General features: G+C 48.8%; 17 protein-coding genes and 1 tRNA gene. 7 read left to right on the top strand and 11 right to left on the bottom strand.

What is annotated here, in order from left to right; translation table 11 throughout:
• Positions 1-4: 4 nt before the first annotated feature.
• From T499_RS0106585 to T499_RS0106605, 5 genes are all read left to right on the top strand, one after another.
• Entirely contained in the window at positions 5-2,998 is a 2,994-nt protein-coding gene (locus T499_RS0106585) for a SusC/RagA family TonB-linked outer membrane protein (RefSeq protein WP_033150526.1), read from the top strand.
• 31 nt (positions 2,999-3,029) lie between these two features.
• Complete coding sequence (locus tag T499_RS0106590) at positions 3,030-4,652, top strand: RagB/SusD family nutrient uptake outer membrane protein (RefSeq protein ID WP_033150311.1); 1,623 nt, start codon at positions 3,030-3,032, stop codon at positions 4,650-4,652.
• 126 nt (positions 4,653-4,778) lie between these two features.
• Positions 4,779-5,738: an ABC transporter substrate-binding protein gene (locus tag T499_RS0106595; RefSeq protein ID WP_033150312.1), complete on the top strand. Its 960-nt coding sequence runs from the start codon at positions 4,779-4,781 to the stop codon at positions 5,736-5,738.
• A gap of 6 nt (positions 5,739-5,744) precedes the next feature.
• Positions 5,745-7,667 carry a SpoIIE family protein phosphatase gene (locus tag T499_RS0106600; protein ID WP_084162942.1) on the top strand — a complete coding sequence of 641 codons (1,923 nt, stop codon included), beginning with the start codon at positions 5,745-5,747 and terminating at the stop codon, positions 7,665-7,667.
• 46 nt (positions 7,668-7,713) lie between these two features.
• The gene (locus T499_RS0106605; protein ID WP_033150314.1) at positions 7,714-9,024 is read left to right on the top strand and encodes a histidine-type phosphatase; all 1,311 of its coding nucleotides are present in this window, start codon (positions 7,714-7,716) and stop codon (positions 9,022-9,024) included.
• Positions 9,025-9,036: 12 nt separating this feature from the next.
• Here the strand turns inward: T499_RS0106605 and T499_RS0106610 are convergent, their stop codons facing one another.
• The gene (locus tag T499_RS0106610; RefSeq protein ID WP_157054545.1) at positions 9,037-10,140 is read right to left on the bottom strand and encodes a P1 family peptidase; all 1,104 of its coding nucleotides are present in this window, start codon (positions 10,138-10,140) and stop codon (positions 9,037-9,039) included.
• Positions 10,141-10,190: 50 nt separating this feature from the next.
• Positions 10,191-10,264 (bottom strand) — tRNA-Ile (locus tag T499_RS0106615).
• Between the two features lie 135 nt (positions 10,265-10,399).
• Between T499_RS0106615 and T499_RS0106620 the strand changes: the two genes are divergently transcribed.
• Both T499_RS0106620 and T499_RS0106625 read left to right on the top strand, forming a co-directional pair.
• Complete coding sequence (locus T499_RS0106620; protein WP_033150315.1) at positions 10,400-11,347, top strand: bifunctional riboflavin kinase/FAD synthetase; 948 nt, start codon at positions 10,400-10,402, stop codon at positions 11,345-11,347.
• 8 nt (positions 11,348-11,355) lie between these two features.
• The gene (locus T499_RS0106625) at positions 11,356-12,126 is read left to right on the top strand and encodes a CPBP family intramembrane glutamic endopeptidase (RefSeq protein ID WP_033150316.1); all 771 of its coding nucleotides are present in this window, start codon (positions 11,356-11,358) and stop codon (positions 12,124-12,126) included.
• Between the two features lie 159 nt (positions 12,127-12,285).
• On the opposite strand, the gene T499_RS0106630 is transcribed toward T499_RS0106625, so the two are convergent.
• The 9 genes from T499_RS0106630 to topA form a co-directional block, all read right to left on the bottom strand.
• Positions 12,286-12,765 (bottom strand): hypothetical protein, encoded by a 480-nt coding sequence (locus tag T499_RS0106630; protein WP_033150317.1) that lies wholly within the window; start codon positions 12,763-12,765, stop codon positions 12,286-12,288.
• Positions 12,755-13,273, bottom strand: coding sequence for an RNA polymerase sigma factor (locus T499_RS0106635; protein ID WP_013065037.1), 519 nt, complete (start codon positions 13,271-13,273; stop codon positions 12,755-12,757). Before T499_RS0106635 ends, T499_RS0106630 begins: the two co-directional genes overlap by 11 nt.
• A 58-nt stretch (positions 13,274-13,331) precedes the next feature.
• Positions 13,332-14,105: an acetylglutamate kinase gene (gene argB, locus T499_RS0106640; protein ID WP_033150318.1), complete on the bottom strand. Its 774-nt coding sequence runs from the start codon at positions 14,103-14,105 to the stop codon at positions 13,332-13,334.
• Positions 14,106-14,128: 23 nt separating this feature from the next.
• Positions 14,129-15,178 carry a GTP pyrophosphokinase gene (locus T499_RS0106645; RefSeq protein WP_052173505.1) on the bottom strand — a complete coding sequence of 350 codons (1,050 nt, stop codon included), beginning with the start codon at positions 15,176-15,178 and terminating at the stop codon, positions 14,129-14,131.
• The gene (locus tag T499_RS0106650; RefSeq protein ID WP_013063616.1) at positions 15,178-15,480 is read right to left on the bottom strand and encodes an STAS domain-containing protein; all 303 of its coding nucleotides are present in this window, start codon (positions 15,478-15,480) and stop codon (positions 15,178-15,180) included. Before T499_RS0106650 ends, T499_RS0106645 begins: the two co-directional genes overlap by 1 nt.
• 6 nt (positions 15,481-15,486) lie before the next feature.
• Complete coding sequence (locus T499_RS0106655) at positions 15,487-15,906, bottom strand: ATP-binding protein (RefSeq protein WP_013065604.1); 420 nt, start codon at positions 15,904-15,906, stop codon at positions 15,487-15,489.
• Positions 15,907-15,978: 72 nt separating this feature from the next.
• Positions 15,979-17,871, bottom strand: a complete 1,893-nt coding sequence (gene speA, locus T499_RS0106660) for a biosynthetic arginine decarboxylase (protein ID WP_013064814.1) — start codon at positions 17,869-17,871, stop codon at positions 15,979-15,981.
• 22 nt (positions 17,872-17,893) lie between these two features.
• Complete coding sequence (locus T499_RS0106665; RefSeq protein ID WP_013063930.1) at positions 17,894-18,421, bottom strand: shikimate kinase; 528 nt, start codon at positions 18,419-18,421, stop codon at positions 17,894-17,896.
• On the bottom strand, positions 18,418-20,820 hold the full coding sequence (gene topA / locus T499_RS0106670) for a type I DNA topoisomerase (RefSeq protein ID WP_033150319.1): 2,403 nt from the start codon (positions 20,818-20,820) through the stop codon (positions 18,418-18,420). The genes T499_RS0106665 and topA overlap by 4 nt, the downstream gene beginning before the upstream one ends.
• Positions 20,821-20,862 lie beyond the last annotated feature (42 nt).

The raw sequence follows: 20,862 nt of genomic DNA on the forward strand, positions 1-20,862 counted from the left end.
GATTATGCAAAAGATCCTAAATCTCAAGCAAGGAACTCAGAAGGCCATGTTCTTCGTGTTCTTTCTGTTGTGCAGTACAGTGATGCTGGCACAGAACAAGGTGTCGGGAACTGTACTGGACGCAACCGGTGAGCCTCTGATTGGCGTAAGCGTTCTGGAAACGGGCACCAACAATGGTGTAGTGACCGATTTCAATGGTGACTTTACGCTGACTGTAAAGCAGGGTGCCAAGCTCACATTCTCTTACGTAGGCTACACCTCAAAGACCCTGGCTGCCGCCAACGGCATGAAGGTAACTCTTGAAGAGGACAACAAGGTACTGAACGAAGTTGTAGTAGTAGGTTACGGTACCATGCGCCGCAAGGATGTTACCTCATCTATCACAACTGTAAAAGCAGAAGATCTGAACCGTGGTGTGTTCACCGACCCAGGACAGATGTTGCAGGGTAAGGTGCCCGGACTGGTTATTTCTTCAACAGCCGACCCAAATGGTGGTGCAACTATCACACTTCGTGGTGCCTCTACACTGCGCTCGGGTGCTATGTCACCTTACTATGTAATTGATGGTATTCCTGGTGTCGACCCATCTACCGTTGCTCCTGATGATATCGAGAGCATCGACGTGCTGCGTGATGCCACTGCTACCGCTATTTATGGTTCTAAGGCTGCCAATGGTGTTATCATTATCACCACTAAGAAAGGTGCCGAGGAGAAGACCAATGTAACTTACAATGGTTATGTAGCTATCGATAATATCCTGAAGAAGTACGATGTGGCTACAGCTGCCGAACTGCGCGATTATGCCTCTAAGAATGGCATAGCCCTGAAGGATGGCGGTGCAAGCACCAACTGGCAGGACGAGGTTCTGCGTACAGGTATCAGCCACAACCATAACTTGAGCATCAGTGGTGGCAATGGCCGCACCAGCTATATGGTTAGTGGTAACCTCATGAAGCGCCAGGGTGTTATCAAGGAAACAGGTATGGACCGCTTTAATGTTCGTTCGCTGATTTCTACTAAGTTGCTGAAGGATCGTCTCAATATCTCTATGGGATTGAATTCTATGTATGGTAAGCATTTTGGTGTGCCTACAGGCGATAAGGGTGCTTCTGTACTCGATGCAATGAACTACTTCTCACCAACCAACCCCATCAAGAATGCTGATGGTTCTTGGTCGACTGGTGCTGGTTCAAAGAACTACAACCCTCTGTCTTTGATGTACGAGGATACCTCTGAAACCATCTGGAAGCGTAACCAGTTTATCGGTAAGGCTACTCTGGAGATTCTAAAGGGCCTCCTTTGGAATGTTAACTACTCTTGGAGCAACTACCAGAGCACATATAGTGGTTATAATACTCGTAACTCTCAGATTGAGGGTATCGGTAACAAAAATGGTCAGGCTAGCCGTAATACATATTTTGGCCATGAGCAGACTTTCGAGACATATCTGAACTATGGCTTTACAGCTGGCAAACACAAAGTTGATTTGATGGCTGGTTACTCTTGGGAGCAGAAGAAGAATAACGATGGATTTGGTTTGACTGTTGAGGGATATTACAATGATAACCTGAAATGGTACAATATGTCATACGCCCAGACTATCCTTGGTGTTCAGAACTCTGTAGCAAGTGGCTATGTAGAGAACGTTAAGAACATCTCGTTCTATGGTCGTGCCAACTACTCGTTCGATGGCCGCTACATGCTGCAGGCTACTATTCGTCGTGATGGTTCTTCAGTATTTGGTAAGAACAACCGCTGGGGTACATTCCCATCAATTTCTGGTGCTTGGAACATCACTGAGGAGGCATTCATGAAGAATCAGAATATCTTCTCTAACTTGAAGCTCCGTGCTGGTTATGGAGTATCTGGTAATGCCATGGGATTTGATGTTTATTCATCATATGTAACTTATGGTGCTACAGGTACATTCGTTTACGATGGTAAGACTTATCGTACTTATGGTGCAACCAAGAATGCTAACCCCGACCTGAAGTGGGAGACAACAAGTATGCTGAACGTTGGTTTGGATTTCGGCTTCATGAAGAACCGCATTAATGGTACTATTGAGGTTTATAACAAGAAGACCAAGGATCTGATCTGGGGCTATCCTGTTCCTACCACACAGTATGTATATGGCTGGATGGATGCTAACGTAGGCGAAATGACCAATAAGGGTATTGAGTTTACTATCAACATCGATGCTATTCGTACCAAGGACTTCAACTGGATGACCACTATCAACCTGTCACACAACAAGAACACTGTTGACAAGATGCAGAACGATCAGTTCCATACCACCAACCTGACACAGGGCGACCCAGACGTAGCAGGCGTTTCTGCTAACGGTTGGACACAGCGCATTATGGAAGGTGAGTCAATCGGTACATTCTACACCTATCTCTATGCAGGTACAATTAATGGACGTTCTGAGTACTATGTGCTGGATGAGAATGGTAATAAGACGGGTGAGACAACCAACAATCCAAGTATCAAAGATCGCGCTATCACTGGTTGCGCTCAGCCTAAGCTCACTGCTGGTTGGAACAACAGCCTGAGCTATAAGAACTGGAATTTGAACGCATTCATCACTGGCGTATTCGGTAATGATGTTTACGATAGCCCACGTGCTCACTACACCAGTGCACAGATGTTCTCTGATGGTAAGAATGTACTGAAGGAGTTCCTGTCTAACCCTGCTGGCGATGCATCTGGCTCACTGCCATCAGACCGTTTCATTGAGAAGGGTACTTATGTGCGTTTGCAGTCGCTCTCTCTGAGCTACACATTCCGCAACTGTTTCAACAACTGGATTCAGGATCTTACCCTCTATGGTACAGCTAACAACCTTCTTACAATCACCAATTACAAGGGTCTTGACCCAGAGGTTAACCTTGGTGGTATCGATCCTGGTATCGACTACCGTTGGAGCCGCTATCCACACGCTCGTACCTTCATGGTTGGTGTGAAGATTAACTTTGGTGATGGCAAGAAGAAATAAAGTTATTATCATTTAATAAGATTCAAGCATTATGAAACTAAATAAAGTATTTCTTGCAGCTGGCATGTTTGCCGTAGCGCTTACCAGCTGTACTAATTTGGATGTAACTCCAGATTCTCAATATACCGAGGACCCTAGTAAGAATTCTGGTGTTGACCCCATGATTATGGTAGAGGCAAAAATGGCTGATGTATATTTCCATATGTCAGGTACACTTGGCCGTCGCTACATGGAGGCTCAGTGCCTTTCATCTGACGAGTTCACCTGTCTGGCTTTCGATGGTGGTTATTACGACGACGGTACCTATGCTCATCAGGCTCTCCACGACAGCAAGGCTACTGATGCTTCACTCGACTGGTATTCTGATGTAACTTCTGGTATCACAAAGGCCAACACCATTCTTGAGGAATTGGGTAGTGGTGCTTCGGCACAGATGACAGCTCCAGCTCGCGCCATGCGTGCTTACTTTACATGGGTGTTGATGGATAGTTTTGGTGATGCACCTATTCTTGAGAAGGTGCCTGCCGAGGGTGAGGTTGTAGCCCGTTCTCCACGTAAGGAGGTTGCCGAGTGGATTGAGAGTGAGCTCACTGAGATTATTCCTTCACTCACAGAGGATGTAACAGATAACACTTATGGTAAGCCAACCAAGTGGATGGCTGAGGCTCTGCTGGCAAAGTTGTACATTAACTGGCCTGTTTATACTGCAGAATCGGTTGATCAGTATGATGCTGCCACAGCTGCTAATCCTAAGCTCGACGATTGTATCGCTGTTTGTGATGAAATTATCAATAGTGGTAAGTTTAACCTTGGTTCTGTTGACTATCTGCATAAGTTCTCTTATGACAATGGTTCACAGATTGAGGACTTTATCTATGCTATGCCTTATGACGCTATCAACCGTCAGGGTATGCAGTGGGGACGTCCTCGTTCGTTCAAGCAGTTGAAGAATCTGCTGCCAAACGTTTATGGTTCTACTGATAAGTTCACCCAGTCAACTGGTGGTAATATGGTGGTAACGCCAGAGTTTGCTAAGCTGTTCAGTCTGGATGGCGACATCCGTAACCTTAGCATCCTGCGTGGTGATATCTATATTCGCGATCCAAAGACTCTGAAGCCAACCTCTGAGCCATTTATGTATAAAGGCACTCAGGTACACTTTACCGAGGATATCGCTCTGATTAAGGAAGATAATACTATTGACGTAGGTAACGACGATGCTGCTATCCAGAAGGGTTGCCACTCTATCAAGTGGTTCATGATTCCTAGCGACTATAACAACGGTCGTAACCAGTCAAACGACGTGCCCATCTTCCGTTATGCTGATGTCCTGCTGATGAAGGCTGAAGCGCTTGCACGTACAGGACAGAGTGGTGCTAAGGATCTCTTCAACCAGATTCGTGCCTACGCTGGTGCTCCTCAGATTACTGCTGAGCCTACACTCGCTGAGATTTACGACGAGCGTGGTCGTGAGTTCTTCGATGAGAACTGGCGTCGTAACGATATGATCCGTTTCGGTCATTTCGAGGATGAATTCTTCCCACACTACAAGAAGTACGACTTCGCAAACTTCGACAAGCGTCATCGTATCTTCCCTGTAGAGCAGGAGATGCTCGACCTGAATCCAGGTTGGGAGCAGAACCCTGGTTATTAATCCGAAGTATACATTTTATACAATCTTTATACGTCTGGGCGGGCACTACGGTGGCTGCCCAGATTTTTATGGTATTTTAATGGCCAATAGTTTTGGAAGTTAGATAATTTTTCGTATCTTTGCGGCGTGAAACCAAAGGTAAAATTATTTATTACTGCTATAACGCTTGCTGTTTGCTTGCCGTTGCTGGCGCAGAAGAAATACACTGGAAAGTTCGTCTTTACGCCACAGTGGACTGCCCACGCGCAGTTTGCTGGTTATTATGTGGCCCAGGAAAAAGGCTTCTATAAGGCTGAAGGTCTGGATGTGGATATAGTACACCCATCGGTATCCGAAACGGCTATGCACCGCATTCAGGAGGCTGAGAGTCATGCCACCACGCTGCCACTCTGCTTGGCGATGGAGATTATGGACAAAGGTGTGCCTTTGGTGAACATCTTGCAAACATCGATGAACAACTCTACGGTTATCGTATCGCGCCGTGGTAAGAATCCGCTCACGCAGAAGGGTGCTCGTGTGGGTATCTGGCATGCCGGATTCGGACAGGTGGCCATCTGCATGAGTCGCAAGGAACATCTGAATTACCAGTGGATACAGTTTACATCGAACTTTGACTTGTTTATTAAAGGCGCCATCGATGCTACGCTGGCCATGAGCTACAACGAGTACTACCAGCTGATGCAGATGGGCTTTACATTTACCAAGGATAATGTTTATCGCTTTAGCGACCACGGTTACAATATTCAGGACGATGGTCTGTATATGCGCCGCGACTACTACGAGACCCATAAGGCCAAGGCTGAGAAGTTTGCCCGTGCCAGCCGTAAGGGTTGGGAATGGGCCAGCGAGCATCCTGAGGAAGCGCTGGATATTGTGATGAAATATGTACAGCAGAACCACGTGACAACCAATCGCACGCTGCAGCGCCTGATGCTGAAAGAGATATTGCGCCTGCAGGTGGACCGCGACTCGAAGAAACGTGAGTTCCGTTTGCGCCCCGATATGGTGAAGAAGGCCAATATGCTGATGCGCTCGAATGGGATGCTGAAGCGAGACATTACTTACAAAGAATTATTAGATCGTTAATACCACATGAAGAATCCAAGAGACTATATCCGAACTTCCCTGTCACGTCGCCTTAGTATTATCATTGTACTGATGGCCTCGATATTTTTTCTAGGATCACTTGGATTCTTGTTTGTAGAGTCGCGTAAGGCTGTGCGCGAGGAGGCGCTGAACGGTGCGGCTCAGGTGTTGGATAACACGGTGCAGCGTGTAAACATGCTGATGCAGCGTGTAGAGATAGCATCCGACAACTTTATGTGGTTGCCATTGCGACATCTTGATGTGGCCGACTCGATGTTTGTGTATTCGCGTCGTATCCTGACCTGCAACCCCGATCTGAACGGTTGCTCGATAGCTTTCGAACCTAACTATTTCCCCGATAAGGGCTATTATTTCTCGGCCTATACCCTTAACGACAATGGCAAATTCGACACCACCCAGGAGGGTAACCCCGCCTACGACTATCATTATATGGACTGGTATCAGGCTCCCAAACTGCTGGATGAGCCAGTGTGGATTGAGCCGTTTGCAGATTTCAACCCTGAGGATGTCTATGCCGAGGAGATTATTGCATCGTACTGCCGACCAATGAAGGATTCGAAGGGCCGCTATGTGGGTACATTCTCTACTGATATCTCGATGGAGTGGATATCTAAAACCATATCCGAAGTAAAGCCCTATCCCAACTCGTACTGCATTATGATTGGTCAGAGTGGTACTTTCTTTGTGCACCCCGATACCACCAAACTGCTGCGCGAGAGCATTTTTACGCCTACACTGGAGCATCCTGATACAGCACTTACCAACCTGGGGCATGCCATGCAGCGTGGCGAAACAGGTGTGCGCAAACTGGTGTTCGAGGGCAAGGAGAGCTACGTGTTCTACAAGCCACTTGGCATTACGGGCTGGAGCGTGGCTATGGTTTGTCCTGAAAGCGACATTTTTGGCGGTTACATGCGTCTGTATAAGATAGTTATCTTTATCGTTATCGCCGGATTGATACTGATGCGTCTGGCCTTCAGTCGTATCATCAAGCGCGAGTTGAAGCCACTGAACACGCTGGCACAGCAGGCCGAGACGATTGCATCGGGACAGTTCGACAAAACACTGCCACGCGATAATCGTATCGACGAGATTGGTAAACTCACGCATTCGTTCAGCGACATGCAGCACTCGTTGGTTAACTACATCAGCGAGCTGAAGCGCACCACAGCCGTGAAAGCCTCTATCGAGAGCGAGCTGAAGGTGGCCAGCGACATACAGATGGGTATGATTCCACGTGTATTCCCACCATTCCCTGAGCGCCAGGATATCGACCTGTATGCACTGATGACCCCAGCCAAGGTGGTTGGTGGCGATCTGTACGACTACTTTCTGCAGAACGAGCGCCTTTACTTCTGTGTGGGCGACGTATCGGGTAAGGGTATTCCTGCTGCGATGTTTATGGCGATTACACGCGACCTGTTCCGCATTATTGCCCAGCAGAACCGTTTGCCATGGGAGATTGCTACGATGATGAACAACTTCCTGGTAAAGGACAACGACCAGAGCATGTTTGTAACCATGTTTATTGGTATGGTTGACCTGCCTAAGGGTCGATTGGAGTACTGTAACTGCGGTCATAATGTGCCTATACTGGATGGTAAGTTCCTGGAGATGGGTAGCACAAACCAGCCATTGGGTTTGTGGGAGTGCAAGGCCTTTGAGGGCGAGGTGATAGAGGATATTCGCAACCGACAGCTGCTGGTTTATACCGACGGACTGAACGAGGCCGAGAACGACCGTCAGGACCGTTTGGGCGACGAACGCCTGCTAGAGGCCATGCAGGGTACTGAGCAGCTTTCATCCGAGGAGGTTATACACCGTCTGCAGGTAGTGGTTAACAACCATCGTGCAGGTGCAGAACCAAACGACGACCTGACGCTGCTGTGCCTCTCGATCCGTAAATAACAAATATGATATAATCCATTTTATCAACCATTTTATTATCAACTGTATGAAAAAGTTTTTTATTTGCCTGATGATGGCAAGTGCGATGACTGCTCAGGCACAAATCGCACGTTTTTCAGGAAAGACAGCACTCGAAGAGATTGCTGCCGACAAGTTCTTGGCTGCTGGTAACATGACCGACTACGATCATTTGCCACGTACATCTCTAACACCTGCCCCTAAGGGCTACGAGCCTTACTATCTGTCGCACTATGGTCGCCATGGTGCCCGCTACTTGCTTGAGGAGAACGATTATGCCATGCCTGTACAGACTCTGCGCAAGGCCAAATATGCCGGCAAGCTTACGCCGCTGGGCGATAAGGTGCTGGCTAAGCTCGACTCGATGCAGAAGACTACTAAGGACCGACTGGGCGACCTGACAGCTACTGGTCAGCGTCAGCACCATGGTATTGCCAAGCGTATGGCGCAGAACTTCCCTGAGATTTTCAAGAAACCTAATCTGCCTATCCACTCGGTTTCTACCACCTCTATCCGTGCCATTATCTCTATGATGGCTGAGTGTGAGGAGTTGCAGGCTGCTAATCCATCGGCCCGTATCTTTAATGATGCCAGCAAGGCCGATATGCACTATATGAACTACTCGCCATCGCGCCAGGAGCGCGGCATGGGCATGCCACAGATGAACGTGATGCGTGCCATGCAGAAGCAGCAGGCCATGAGCGACAGTCTGAAGCACCCTGAGCGCCTGATGCAGCAGCTGTTTAACGATCAGCACTGGGTATATCTGAATGTAACCACAGGCTCGCTGATGAGCAAGATAGCCGATGTGGCGCTGAACATGCAGAGTCATGATGGCGATGCCACCCTGTTGGAACTCTTTACTCCTGAGGAACTGCGCGACTTGTGGCGCAGCAACAACCTGTACTGGTATCTGCTTTACAGCAATGCCCCACAAACAGGAGGCAAGATGCAGTGGAACCAGAAGAACCTGCTGAAGAACATTATTGAGACTGCCGATACCGTTACCCAGACACAGGTATCGCTGCGTTTTGGTCATGATACCGTTGTGTTGCCTCTGCTGTGTATGCTGGATCTGGATGGATCGGCTGTACAGGTTGATAACCTCGACGAGCTCGAGAACTCGTTCCGCACCTACTACCTCATCCCTACAGGCAGTAACGTGCAGTTTATCTTCTATCGCCCCAAGAAAGGCAAAACAGGCAATATCCTAGTAAAGGTACTGTTTAACGAGTGCGAGGCCCACATGCCGCTTAAAACCGACACCTGGCCCTACTACAAATGGCAGGATGTTCGCGAGTACTACTTAGCTAAGCTGGCCGAGCAGGAGAAGAAATAAAAACAAACATATTTAGATATTATGCAGATATTCCTCGTCGGCAATCTTGCTGGCGAGGATTGCATCTGCAATGGCTTTCTCCATCACCAGCGAGGCCAGCACGCCAACAGTGTTGACGTCCGACAAAATCATACCGCCGCTAAGGGAAATGGCATAAACGGTATCGCCATCAGCCATGGTAAACACTGGCCGTATGCTGCGTGCCATGCCGGTAGAGGCCATATTTGCTACCTTCTGTAGGTCGGCGACACTCAGATGGGCGTTGGTAAACACGGCTGCGATGGTGGTATTGCCTGCTATCAGATCGGAATACTGGTTCTTGAGCACTGCCTGTTCGGCACTTACAAAGCCCTTGCGGTCGATGGTGGTCATGCCTGCTATCTTAACACCATCCTGGAAGATGTCGCCTAAGGCATTGACAACAACGGCTACACCTACCTCCAATTGTCCAAGACGTGCTGCAGCATAACCAATGCCACTCTTCTGGGCTGTGGCCATGCCGCCAGGTTTACCTACTGTAGCACCTGTGCCGGCACCTACATTGCCGCTGAGTGGTGAGTTGCTGGCAATGGCATTCTGACAAGCTTTATAACCCATTTCGCGGTCGGGGCGGATGTTACTTTTGCCGTATGAAAGGTCGAAGATGCAACTCTGACATACAATGGGTAGCAGTCCGTAGCCTGTGTTATAGCCATAGCCATGTTCTTCAAGGCTGGTTACCACGCCGTCGGAAGCTGCCAAGCCATAAGCAGAACCACCACTGAAAACCAGAGCGTTGAGAGGCTGTGTGTTGCGCTGAGGGTCTAATAGTGGTACCTCGCGCGATGCAGGTCCACCACCCAGGACTACCGCTGAGGCCATGGATGCCTCTGGGAAAAAGAATACCGTTACACCTGTTTGGGCATCATTGTCTTGTGCATTTCCAACGCTTATGCCTTGAAGTTCTGAAAAAGGAAGGGATTCTACCAAATTATCCATGTCGCTATAGTTATCGACACGGTTTGTTGTATCCACTCCTAACATCTTTTCATCATTGTTCTTTGAACATGATGTAAATATGCTTAAGCCGCAAATACGAATAGCGGCGAAGAGCCCTAAAAAGATCTTCTTTTTCATGTCGTTCAAAAGTTTAATAGGAATTGCAAATATAGTGTTTTTTGATTTTGTGGACCAGCCTGGGCTTGAACCAGGGACCTCCAGATTATGAGTCTGTTGCTCTAACCAACTGAGCTACAAGTCCGATGCCTTTGCTTTGAAAAGCGAGTGCAAAGGTACGGCAATTTCTTTAAATATCCAAATTATTAAGAGAAAATAACTAAAAATGATTGATTGGCAGGGGTAAATTGCGGATTTTTGAGTACCTTTGCAGCCTAATATGGAGATATTCTACGATATAAAAGATACGATGATAGTGCCCGAGTGCGCTGCTACGATAGGCGTGTTTGATGGCGTTCATGCTGGGCATCGCCAGGTTATCAAGCAGATGATGGACGAAGCACAGCAGCATGGCTACAAATCAATGGTAATCACCTTCGATAAGTTGCCACAACAGCTGTTTGTGCCTGGTTTCCAGGCGCAGCTGATTACCACACTCGACGAGAAGATACAGTTGCTTGGCGAACTTGGCATCGACTACTTGGTGGTGCTGCCTTTTGATATGCAGATAGCACAGCTCACAGCGCGTGAGTTTATGGCTCAGATACTGCACGAGCGCCTGAATGTAAAAGCGCTGTGTATAGGCTACGATAACCAGTTTGGACGTGGGCGCCAGGAAACGTTCGGCGACTATGTGGAATATGGTAAAGCGCTTAATATACACGTATTTAAGGCTATGGAGGTATGCCCTGATGGGTTTGATGTGCCTGTAAGCTCGTCGCTGATAAGACATCTGATAACCGAAGAGGGCAAGGTGTTTGAAGCCTCGCAGATGCTTAATTACTATTACACGCTTACTGGTCGGGTGGTGACAGGTGAACATATCGGTACAGGGTTAGGCTATCCTACGGCTAATGTAATGTCTGACAATGCTGAAAAGCTGATACCTGCCGACGGTGTTTATGCAGTGTTGGCCAGTATTGATGGGAGCGAACCTATGCAGGCGATGATGAACATAGGCAAACGTCCTACTTTTAATGGGAAGCAGCGCACTCTTGAGGTGAATATTCTTGATTTTAAGGGTGACCTGTATGGCAAGCAAGTTGCCATCAGTTTTGTAAAACTTGTGCGCTTGGAGCAACACTTTTCGTCGGCTGACGAGTTAAAACGTCAGATAGAGAAAGACGAGGTATTAATTAGAGATATATTTGAAAAGATAATAAAGTAAATAAGGATATGAAGAATGCGATTATTTATACCGTGCTGTTTGCTGCCCTTCAGGTAGTGGTGTCGATAGTTACCCAGCTGGTTTGGAACCGGTTATTAGGGAATAGCGGCGTTATGGGTACTGAGTTTATGATTGGCACGCTGATAGCATTTAACGTGCTGGGACTGATACTGTTTTTAGCAACCAAGTGGGCTGTGGTTAGCAGAAATTGGATACGTACGCGCCCTTGGATGGTGCTGTTCTGGGCAGCAATGGCGTCGGTGGGGTGTATCGTTCCATCTATGTGGCTGCAAGAAGTGATGCCCGAACTGCCAAATTTAATGCAGGAGGGATTGGAAGAACTGATGGGTAGTCGCTTAGGTTATGTGGTAGTGGGACTGTTGGCACCACTGGTTGAGGAAGTTGTGTTTCGTGGTGCTATCTTGCGTGCCTTGCTTAAGTGGAACCAGAATCACTGGTTGTGCATAGCCATATCGGCAGCATTGTTCGGTCTGTCGCATTTTAACCCTGCACAGATGCCCCATGCTTTCTTAGCTGGCTTGCTGTTAGGTTGGATGTATTACCGCACAGGTAGTATTGTACCTGGTATTGTAGTGCATTGGGTGAACAACTCGGTGGCTTATGCCATGTATAACGTATCGATGGCAGCCTATGGTACAGGCGACCCAACGATGGCGCAGGTGTTTGGCGAACAGCGCGTGCTGCTGGCTGTGCTCTTCTCGCTGTGCATATTGATACCAGCTATCTACCAGCTTAACCTGAGAATGAAGAGAGCTTAAACCATATAACATTGAAGAAGGCTGCACAAACGTGCAGCCTTTAACTTCAGCGTTAGTATTTCCTGAAAATTTGAGAGAAACAAACCGGAGCTTCACAGCTTTCGGCGTCTTAATTGTTTTACTTGTTTTATTTATAAAGAAAGCATAGAAAAAAATATCTTATTCGTATAAGGCGGGCGTATCCGTGGCACTTACCTTAGCGGTGTCGGCCATATTCTCGGCCTGCATAGTGCCGAGGGTGTTAACGGAGTCGGCCTGATGCTGCTGGTGGAACTTAGCATATGCATCCTTCGGGTCGTCCCATCCGCGGTCCCAAGGGGCCTGTGCGGCGTTACCCAGTGTAAGGATGATGGCTACCACGGCTGCAGCACGGAACAGCGGCATGAGGCGTGTGGTAAGAGTTACCATCTTGGCCTTTGGCGCTTCGGTGTTCTCGCCTACCATTTCGAGTATTCGGGCATCAAAGTCATCGCCCAGTTCAGGCTTCTCCTGCTCGAGAGTAAATAGCGCTTTGTACTGCATCAGACTGGCTGGTACATCCTCCTGACTGAAGAATGTGCGCAGAATTGACTCTTCCTGTAGTGTGGTTTCACACTGCCAGTAGCGCTCCAGTAACTGTTCGATATACTTATAATCCATATTTCTCGGTTTCAATATATTTTTGTCGGATGGCTTGGCGAGCGCGGAAGATGTTTACCTTTACCTGCTCTTCGCTGACAGCCATAATCGACGCTATTTCTTTATAACTCTTGCCTTCGAATTCGCGCAACTGCATAGCGCTTCGCTGTTTCTCAGGCAGTTCATTTATAAGTTGGCGTATCAGCTCGATGCGATCGCGCTGCATAGCCTGCTCTTCAGGGTTCGAGGCGTAGCTCTGGTCGGCTTTGTCGTGGTCGCCTTCTTCCAGACTCTGGTTCTGGTTTTCCAAGTGTCGCATTCTGTCGAGTGCCAGGTTGCGGCAGATGGTAAGGCAAAAGGCTTCAATCGATTCGATGTCGTCCCATGCCTCGCGGCGATTCCACACCTTTATCATCGTGTCCTGTACTACATCCTCTGCCTCTGCAGGGTTGAGGGTGATGCGGAGGGCAAGCCTGTAGAGCTCGTTCTTCAGCGGCAAGATGTCAGTTTTAAAACTTATCTTTTTCATCCTCTCTTATTATATGACGAATAACCTGGGGCAAAAGTTACAAGTAAAACAAAAAAAATTAGAAAATTTTTGTGCCGCTCTCTCCATCGATGGCAGTGGCCAGGGTAATGATAACCCGACTAACACCAGCATCGATGGCGCTCAGGGCGTTTTCGATCTTAGGCAGCATGCCACCACTGATGGTGCCATCGGCCTTGTACTGCTCGAAATCGGCGCGGGTGATGGTGGGGATAACCGAATCGTCGTCGTCGGGATTGCGCAGTACGCCTTTCTTCTCGAAACTGTAGATGAGTGTTACATCGTAATAGGGAGCTAAAGCTTTGGCTGTTTCGCTGGCAATGGTGTCGGCATTGGTGTTCAGGATGTGTCCCTGACCATCGTGGGTGAGTGGGGCCATCACGGGGGTGATGCCTGCCTTAATCAGTCGGCTCAGCATCTCACCGTCGGCACGATCAACATCGCCCACAAAACCAAAATCCACACCATCCTTAATGGGGCGCTTATGGCTGCGAATCACATCCATATCGGCACCAGTAAGGCCCAAGGCGTTTACACCATTAGCCTGCAGGCGGGCCACCAGGTTCTTGTTAACCAGGCCGCCGTAAACCATGGTTACCACGCTCAGCATGTCGGCATCAGTAATGCGGCGTCCGCCAACCATCTTCGACTCGATGCCCAGGCTTGCTGCTACCTGAGTGGCACGACGGCCACCGCCATGAATGAGCACTTTGTTGCCCTCGATGGCACTGAAATCCTTGAGCAGCTGACTGAGTTGGGCCTCGTCTTCGACCACGGCGCCACCTACTTTTACAATTGTTAGTTTCTCTTTCATTTTTTATAATATGTGTATGAGTGTTACTGCTTTTGTCCGATAGCCTTGTATTGGCGTATCATGGCATCGGCCAGTATAGCGTTACTCTCGTTGGCACCGTACAGGGTGTCGTAAATCATCTTCACATCATCGCGACCGCCGCCATGCTTCAAGGCGTAAACCACGCACAGGTTCTGCAGACCAACCGACTCAGACAGGATATCAAGGTCGGTAACAGCCAACTGCGACAGGGCCAGCTGATAGGCTGTGTCGCTCAAATCGTCGACCATAGCTTGTACATCGCCTAACGATTCCATGCCAAAATGCTCCAGAACGCGCAGGAAAGGCATCAGCGAGGCGGGGAACAGCTCGGCCTGGTTAACAGCAGCAATACGCTGGTTAAGACGCTCGAATGGGTGCAATTCAAGATAGCTGCGGAACGAGTCGGTAGAGAGTGTTACCTCGCTTAGGTTGCCTGATTTTACCAGCGTTTGTATCTGTCGGCGGTATTCGGTCATAGTGGTGCGCAGACGGCTGAACTCATCGTCGGCCAACTCTAACATACCGGCCAGGCGACTGAACTGTCGGCGATACTGTGGGGGCAGTTTAACGGCACCCTTGTAGCCGATGTCGTGCTCGATGGCCGACCACGTGTGCTGCAGTGCTGTACGTATCTGTATCTCGAAGGGAATGCTACCCTCGTGCAGCTGGCAGATGTAGTGCAGCGAGTTATAGCCAAAGCTGTTGAAATCGTGCAGCTTGCGCTTATCAACAGAGTTGCTCCAGTCGATATCGAACAACTGACTGACAATGGCTGCTACCTTATCCACATCATCGGTATAGAAGGTAACAATGCGCAGACCAATCAGGTCGGTAATGTCGCTTAGCGAGTGATATTTCTCGCCTTTGCGCTCTAACTTACCAGCCAACGACTCAACACCCTTGATGCGGTGCTCGATGCTGTTAAGTTCGATGCCCTGCTGCTGCATGGTGGTCTGTAACAGCTCGAAAACCTTGTTGTCAAGCTGTATCAATTGTGGCCGCAGGTCGATGAACTCCTGCAGCAACGCTTCGCAATGTGGCGACAGGCGCATTAGATAAACTCAAAAAGATTAATAAACCCAGTCATGGCAAACACCTGGCGCAGATCCTCGTTCATGTTGCGCAGATAAACATGGCTGCCTTTGGGCTTTGCGGCCTTGAGCAGACCAAGGAACAGGCGCAGACCACTTGATGAGATATACTCGAGTGCTGTGCAATCAAGAATGATATCGTGACCAGAGCATTCGTAAAGTGGAGCCATGCTCTTTTCAACCTCTGCTGATGCAGCCGTATCCAAACGACCTTCGAAGTACATCACGAAATTCTTCTCTTCTTCTTTGAATGTTGTTTTCATAACTATTTATTTTTTAGTGATAATTTTGCTGAGTGTGAGTAGATTCTTATTATCTACACGCTCGTAGTTAATGGTATCCATTATTTGTCGTATCAGGTGAATGCCTAATCCGCCGATACTACGCTGTTCGGCTGAAAGCGTAGTATCGACCTCGGCTTTGACCGTTGGGTCGAAGGGGGTACCGCTGTCGCTGATGACAAACTTAAGATGCTCATCGTTTATCTGGGCATCGATATCCACATCGCCCTTACCATTGGGATAGGCATAGTTCATGACGTTAACCACAGCCTCTTCGATGGCCAGGTTAATCTTCATCGTTGTGCTCATGTCGAGGCCTGCAGTCTCGCACACCTCATCTACAAATGCATTGAGCTGGGGCACTTCCTGCACATCGTTAGGCAGTGTAAGATGATTTTGGTAACGCACGTCGAATTGTTATTTAGTGTATTGAAGTACGACTTGTATCATCTGATAGATGATGGCATGAGAAGAAACTGCCTACTCAAGATAGGTATATCCGTAGAGTCCTGAGCGGTAGTTAGAGAGGAATTCCTTACCCTCGTCCAAACTGATCTTGCCCTGCTTTACGCTCTTGGCAACCCAAACCTCCAGCTGGCGAACCAGCTTCTTGGGGTTGTACTGCACGTATTCCAGAACCTCTTCGACGGTCTCACCATCGATAATCTGGTCGATGTGGTAGGTGCCGTCTTTCTCAGAGATATGAACGGCATTGGTATCGCCGAACAGGTTGTGCATATCGCCTAAGATTTCCTGATAAGCACCTACCAGGAACACACCTAAGTAGTAAGGCTCGTTCTTTTTGAGTGCATGAACAGGCAGCGAGTGCGAGTTGTTGCGATTGGTGGTAAAGTTGGCTATCTTACCATCACTGTCGCAGGTAATGTCCTGAATGGTAGCATTACGTGTGGGACGCTCGTCCAAACGCTGGATAGGCATGATGGGGAATACCTGGTCGATGGCCCATGAGTCGCTCAGACTCTGGAACAATGAGAAGTTACAGAAGTACTTGTCGGCCAGGAGCTTGTCAATCTTCATGAGCTCCTCGGGAATATGCTTTAGACTCTTGGCTAGGGCATGAATCTCGTGGCATACACTCCAGTACATAGCCTCTACTTCAGCACGGGTTCTCAGGTCGACGATACCATGACTGAACAGGTCGAGAACTTCTTCGCGAATCTGCTCGGCATCGTGCCAGTCCTCCAGGACATTACGTGGACTCAGGTTGTCCCAAATCTCATACAGGTCCTTAACCAGCTGGTGGCTGTTGGCATCTGGCTCGAACTCCTCGGGCATCTCGGGCAGTGAGGCTGTCTCAAGTACATCGATAACCAGCACTGAGTGGTGGGCAGCCAATGAGCGACCGCTCTCGGTAATGATATTGGGGTGAGGCAGTCCGTTCTTGTTGGCTGCTTCTACAAAGGTGTAGATACAGTCGTTAACGTACTCCTGAATTGAATAGTTTACTGAGCTCTCGCTGGATGGAGAACGGGTTCCGTCGTAGTCAACGCCCAGACCGCCACCACAGTCAACAAAATCTACGTTGTAGCCCATCTTGTGCAGCTGGATGTAGAACTGCGAAGCCTCGCGAAGGGCTGTCTGGATACGGCGGATCTTGGTAATCTGGCTACCAATGTGGAAGTGGATGAGGCGCAGACAGTCGTTCAGTCCTTTCTTCTCCAGGAAGTCGAGTGCTTCGAGCAACTCGGCACTGGTAAGTCCGAACTTGCTGGCGTCGCCACCGCTCTCTTCCCATTTACCTGAGCCGCTTGAGGCCAGCTTGATGCGGATACCGATGTTTGGACGGATATTCATCTTCTTAGCCTCGCGAGCGATAATCTCAAGCTCGTTCATCTTCTCAACTACGATGAAGATCTGCTTGCCCATCTTCTGTGCCAGCAGGGCCAGTTCGATATAACTCTGATCCTTATATCCGTTACAGATGATGATTGAGTCGCTTTGGCATTGCATGGCGATAACGGCATGCAACTCGGGTTTTGAACCAGCCTCAAGGCCAAGGTTGAACTTGCGGCCGTGCGAGATAATCTCCTCGACCACAGGCTGCATCTGGTTTACCTTGATGGGATAAACCACGTAGTTCTCGCCTTTGTAGTCGTACTCCTCGGATGCCTTTTTAAAGCAGCTCCACGTTTTCTCGATACGATTATCAAGAATATCGGGGAAACGCAACAGTACTGGTGGCGTAACATCACGCAGTGCCAGTTCATCCATTACCTCGCGCAAGTCAATTTGTGTGCTGTTCTTGCTGGGGGTAACGTAAACATCGCCCTTGTCGTTGATACCAAAATAAGAAGTGCCCCAACCGTTGATGTTGTACAACTCCTTTGAATCCTCAATCGTCCATTTCTTCATTTTCTAAACGGATATGAATATGTTATAAATCTAATAGTTCTTTTATTTTATCGACGCTAATCTTGATTTTCTCGTAGTTGTCCATCAGACTTACGTCGAGTGTATACTTAGCCTTTGTGTAGAAAGGTTCGCGCTTTTCGAGCTGCTGGCGAATAAAGGTGATTAGCTCTTCGGGGCTTTTGCCTTTAATCAGCGGGCGCTCAACCTTGCCCATCAGCAGGTGGTTGTATAGTACCTCGGGATCGGCCTTCAGGTAAACCGTCAGTCCCTGCTGGTTCAGATAGTCCATATTGTCAAAGAAGCAGGGCGTGCCGCCGCCACAGCTAATGATTACATTCTCAAACTCTGCCACCTCGTGCAGCATGCTGTGCTCCATTTTTCGGAACCCCTCTTCGCCACGTTCGGCAAATATCTGTGCCACTGTTTTGCGCATGCGGCTCTCGATATACCAGTCGAGGTCGTAGAAGGTGGCACCTAACTCCTTTGAGAGAGCCTTACCGATGGTGGTTTTGCCGGCTCCCATATAGCCTATCAGAATGATGCGCTTCATGCCTCTGCCTCTGCTTTTGTGGTTGTCTTCTTAGTGGCGGCCTTTCTGCCAGCACCTTTTCTTGCACCTCGCTTGGCGGTTTTCTTATCACCCTCCTCGCTCTTCATCTGTTCGATAATCTTCATGCACTCGTCGTAGGTAAGATCCTTGGCGTTCTCGTGCAGGTTCTTTGGCAGGCGATAGTTCTGTCCGTCGTAGGCCAGGTAAGGACCGTAGATACCGTTCATAATCTCCAACTTGGGATCCTCAAGGAAGAACTTCATGTGCTTGGCTGCTTCCTGTCGGCGCTTCTCCTGGATGAGCACAATGGCCTCGTCGAGTGTGATAGCCATTGGATCGGCATCCTTTGGCAGCGATGCAAACATGCGGTCGTGCTTAACGTAAGGACCGAATCTACCAGCACCAACGCTTACGGGCAGACCTTCGAACTCACCCAAGTCGCGTGGCAGCTTAAACAGCTCCATAGCCTCTTCCAAGGTGATTGTTTCCATACTCAGCTCCTTAGGTAACTGGGCAAACTGAGGCTTGTCCTTATCCTCTGACGAGCCAATCTGTACTACAGGTCCGAAGCGGCCAATCTTTACAAATACTGGGCGACCAGTCTTGGGGTCGCTACCCAACTCGCGCTCACCAGCCTTGAACTTCTGACGGCTGTTAAGAGTTTCCTCAACCGTTGGCTCAAAGTCCTTGTAGAAGTGTTTCATCATATCCTTCCACTTCTCGTTGCCCTCGGCAATCTTATCAAAGTCCTGCTCTACCTTGGCAGTAAAGTTATAGTCCATGATGCCAGGGAAGTTTTCCATCAGGAAGTCGTTTACTACAGTACCAATGTCGGTTGGCAACAGCTTTCCGCGCTCTGAGCCAGCCATCTCCTTACGGGTTTTCTGGGTAATCTGCTTACCCTTCAGCTGGTAGATAGAGTAGAAACGCTCTTCGCCTTTCTTATCGCCCTTCATCACATATTCGCGCTGCTGGATGGTAGAGATGGTTGGGGCGTATGTTGATGGACGACCGATACCTAACTCTTCCATCTTGTGTACCAGACTGGCCTCGGTGTAGCGCTGAGGACCGGCACTGAAACGCTCGGTGGTAAGGATTTCGCGACGTGTGAGCTCCTGTCCTTTCTTGATAACAGGCAGTGAGTGGCTGTAATCCTCGCCGTTCTCGTCATCGTCGGATGATTCACGATATACTTTCAGGAAACCATCAAACTTGATAACCTCGCCCTGAGCTGTGAATACCTCCTCGATACCATCGCTCTTGATGGTTATAGTGGTCTTCTCAATCTCCGCATCGGCCATCTGACTGGCGATGGTACGCTTCCAAATCAAATCGTAGAGTTTACGCTCCTGGGCACTGCCTTCAATCTCAGTCATATTCATGTATGATGGACGGATGGCCTCGTGTGCTTCCTGAGCGCCCTTTGAGTTGGTGTGATACTTGCGAAGTTTGCTATAGTTCTCGCCATAGAGGTTTACAATCTCGCTCTTGCTGGCGTTCAAACAAAGTTGCGACAGGTTTACAGAGTCGGTACGCATGTAAGTAATACGTCCGCTCTCGTACAGGTGCTGGGCCACCATCATTGTCTGACTAACGGTGAAGCCGAGCTTGCGGGCTGCTTCCTGTTGCAGGGTAGATGTGGTGAATGGGGGCGCAGGTGTACGCTTTGATGGCTTTTTGGTGATGGCATCGGCATAGAAAGTGGCTGTTTTGCACTTCTCCAGGAATTCCATCACTTCATCCTCGGTGCTGAAACGCTTGCTCAGCTGGGCTTTAACCTCCGAGGCCGAACCATCGGGATTAACAACGGCAAACACACCGCTGACACTATAATATGGCTCGCTCTTAAAGTTCTGTATCTCGCGCTCGCGCTCTACAATCAGTCGCACAGCAACACTCTGTACACGACCAGCCGACAGGGCGGGCTTAACCTTACGCCAAAGTACTGGTGAGAGTTTGAAACCTACCAGACGGTCGAGCACGCGGCGGGCCTGCTGCGCGTTAACCAAATCCATGTTGATATGGCGTGGATGCTCGATGGCATCGAGAATAGCCGATTCGGTAATCTCGTGGAATACAATACGGTTAGTCTTCTGTTCGTCTAATCCTAATACTTCGCAAAGGTGCCATGAGATGGCTTCTCCTTCGCGGTCCTCATCGGATGCCAGCCATACAGTCTCTGCCTTGCCGGCTTTTGATCGTAAATCCTCTACCAGACTAACCTTCTCTTCGGGAATCTCGTATTCTGGTTCCAGCGTCTTTTCGTCGATGCTGATTTCTCTTTTCTTTAAGTCGCGGATGTGTCCGTAGCTCGACATGACCTTGTAATCCTTTCCCAGGAATTTCTCAATAGTCTTTGCCTTTGCGGGTGACTCCACTATCACTAAGTTCTTTTGCATAATCTGTCGCGTTATATTTCTTTCGGGCTGCAAAAGTAAGCA

The sequence above is a fragment of the Prevotella sp. RM4 genome (assembly GCF_000701965.1).
Classification (GTDB): Bacteria; Bacteroidota; Bacteroidia; order Bacteroidales; family Bacteroidaceae; genus Prevotella; species Prevotella ruminicola.

Bases quoted from the DNA above. Each gene is read 5' to 3' on its own strand.
- T499_RS0106620 (WP_033150315.1), top strand. From the start codon at position 10,400: ATGGAGATATTCTACGATATAAAAGATACGATGATAGTGCCCGAGTGC.
- T499_RS0106645 (WP_052173505.1), bottom strand. From the start codon at position 15,178: ATGCGCCTGTCGCCACATTGCGAAGCGTTGCTGCAGGAGTTCATCGAC.
- T499_RS0106605 (WP_033150314.1), top strand. From the start codon at position 7,714: ATGAAAAAGTTTTTTATTTGCCTGATGATGGCAAGTGCGATGACTGCT.
- T499_RS0106665 (WP_013063930.1), bottom strand. From the start codon at position 18,421: ATGAAGCGCATCATTCTGATAGGCTATATGGGAGCCGGCAAAACCACC.
- T499_RS0106625 (WP_033150316.1), top strand. From the start codon at position 11,356: ATGAAGAATGCGATTATTTATACCGTGCTGTTTGCTGCCCTTCAGGTA.
- T499_RS0106610 (WP_157054545.1), bottom strand. From the start codon at position 10,140: ATGAAAAAGAAGATCTTTTTAGGGCTCTTCGCCGCTATTCGTATTTGC.
- T499_RS0106630 (WP_033150317.1), bottom strand. From the start codon at position 12,765: ATGGATTATAAGTATATCGAACAGTTACTGGAGCGCTACTGGCAGTGT.
- T499_RS0106585 (WP_033150526.1), top strand. From the start codon at position 5: ATGCAAAAGATCCTAAATCTCAAGCAAGGAACTCAGAAGGCCATGTTC.
- T499_RS0106635 (WP_013065037.1), bottom strand. From the start codon at position 13,273: ATGAAAAAGATAAGTTTTAAAACTGACATCTTGCCGCTGAAGAACGAG.
- topA (WP_033150319.1), bottom strand. From the start codon at position 20,820: ATGCAAAAGAACTTAGTGATAGTGGAGTCACCCGCAAAGGCAAAGACT.
- T499_RS0106600 (WP_084162942.1), top strand. From the start codon at position 5,745: ATGAAGAATCCAAGAGACTATATCCGAACTTCCCTGTCACGTCGCCTT.
- T499_RS0106590 (WP_033150311.1), top strand. From the start codon at position 3,030: ATGAAACTAAATAAAGTATTTCTTGCAGCTGGCATGTTTGCCGTAGCG.
- T499_RS0106650 (WP_013063616.1), bottom strand. From the start codon at position 15,480: ATGAAAACAACATTCAAAGAAGAAGAGAAGAATTTCGTGATGTACTTC.
- argB (WP_033150318.1), bottom strand. From the start codon at position 14,105: ATGAAAGAGAAACTAACAATTGTAAAAGTAGGTGGCGCCGTGGTCGAA.
- speA (WP_013064814.1), bottom strand. From the start codon at position 17,871: ATGAAGAAATGGACGATTGAGGATTCAAAGGAGTTGTACAACATCAAC.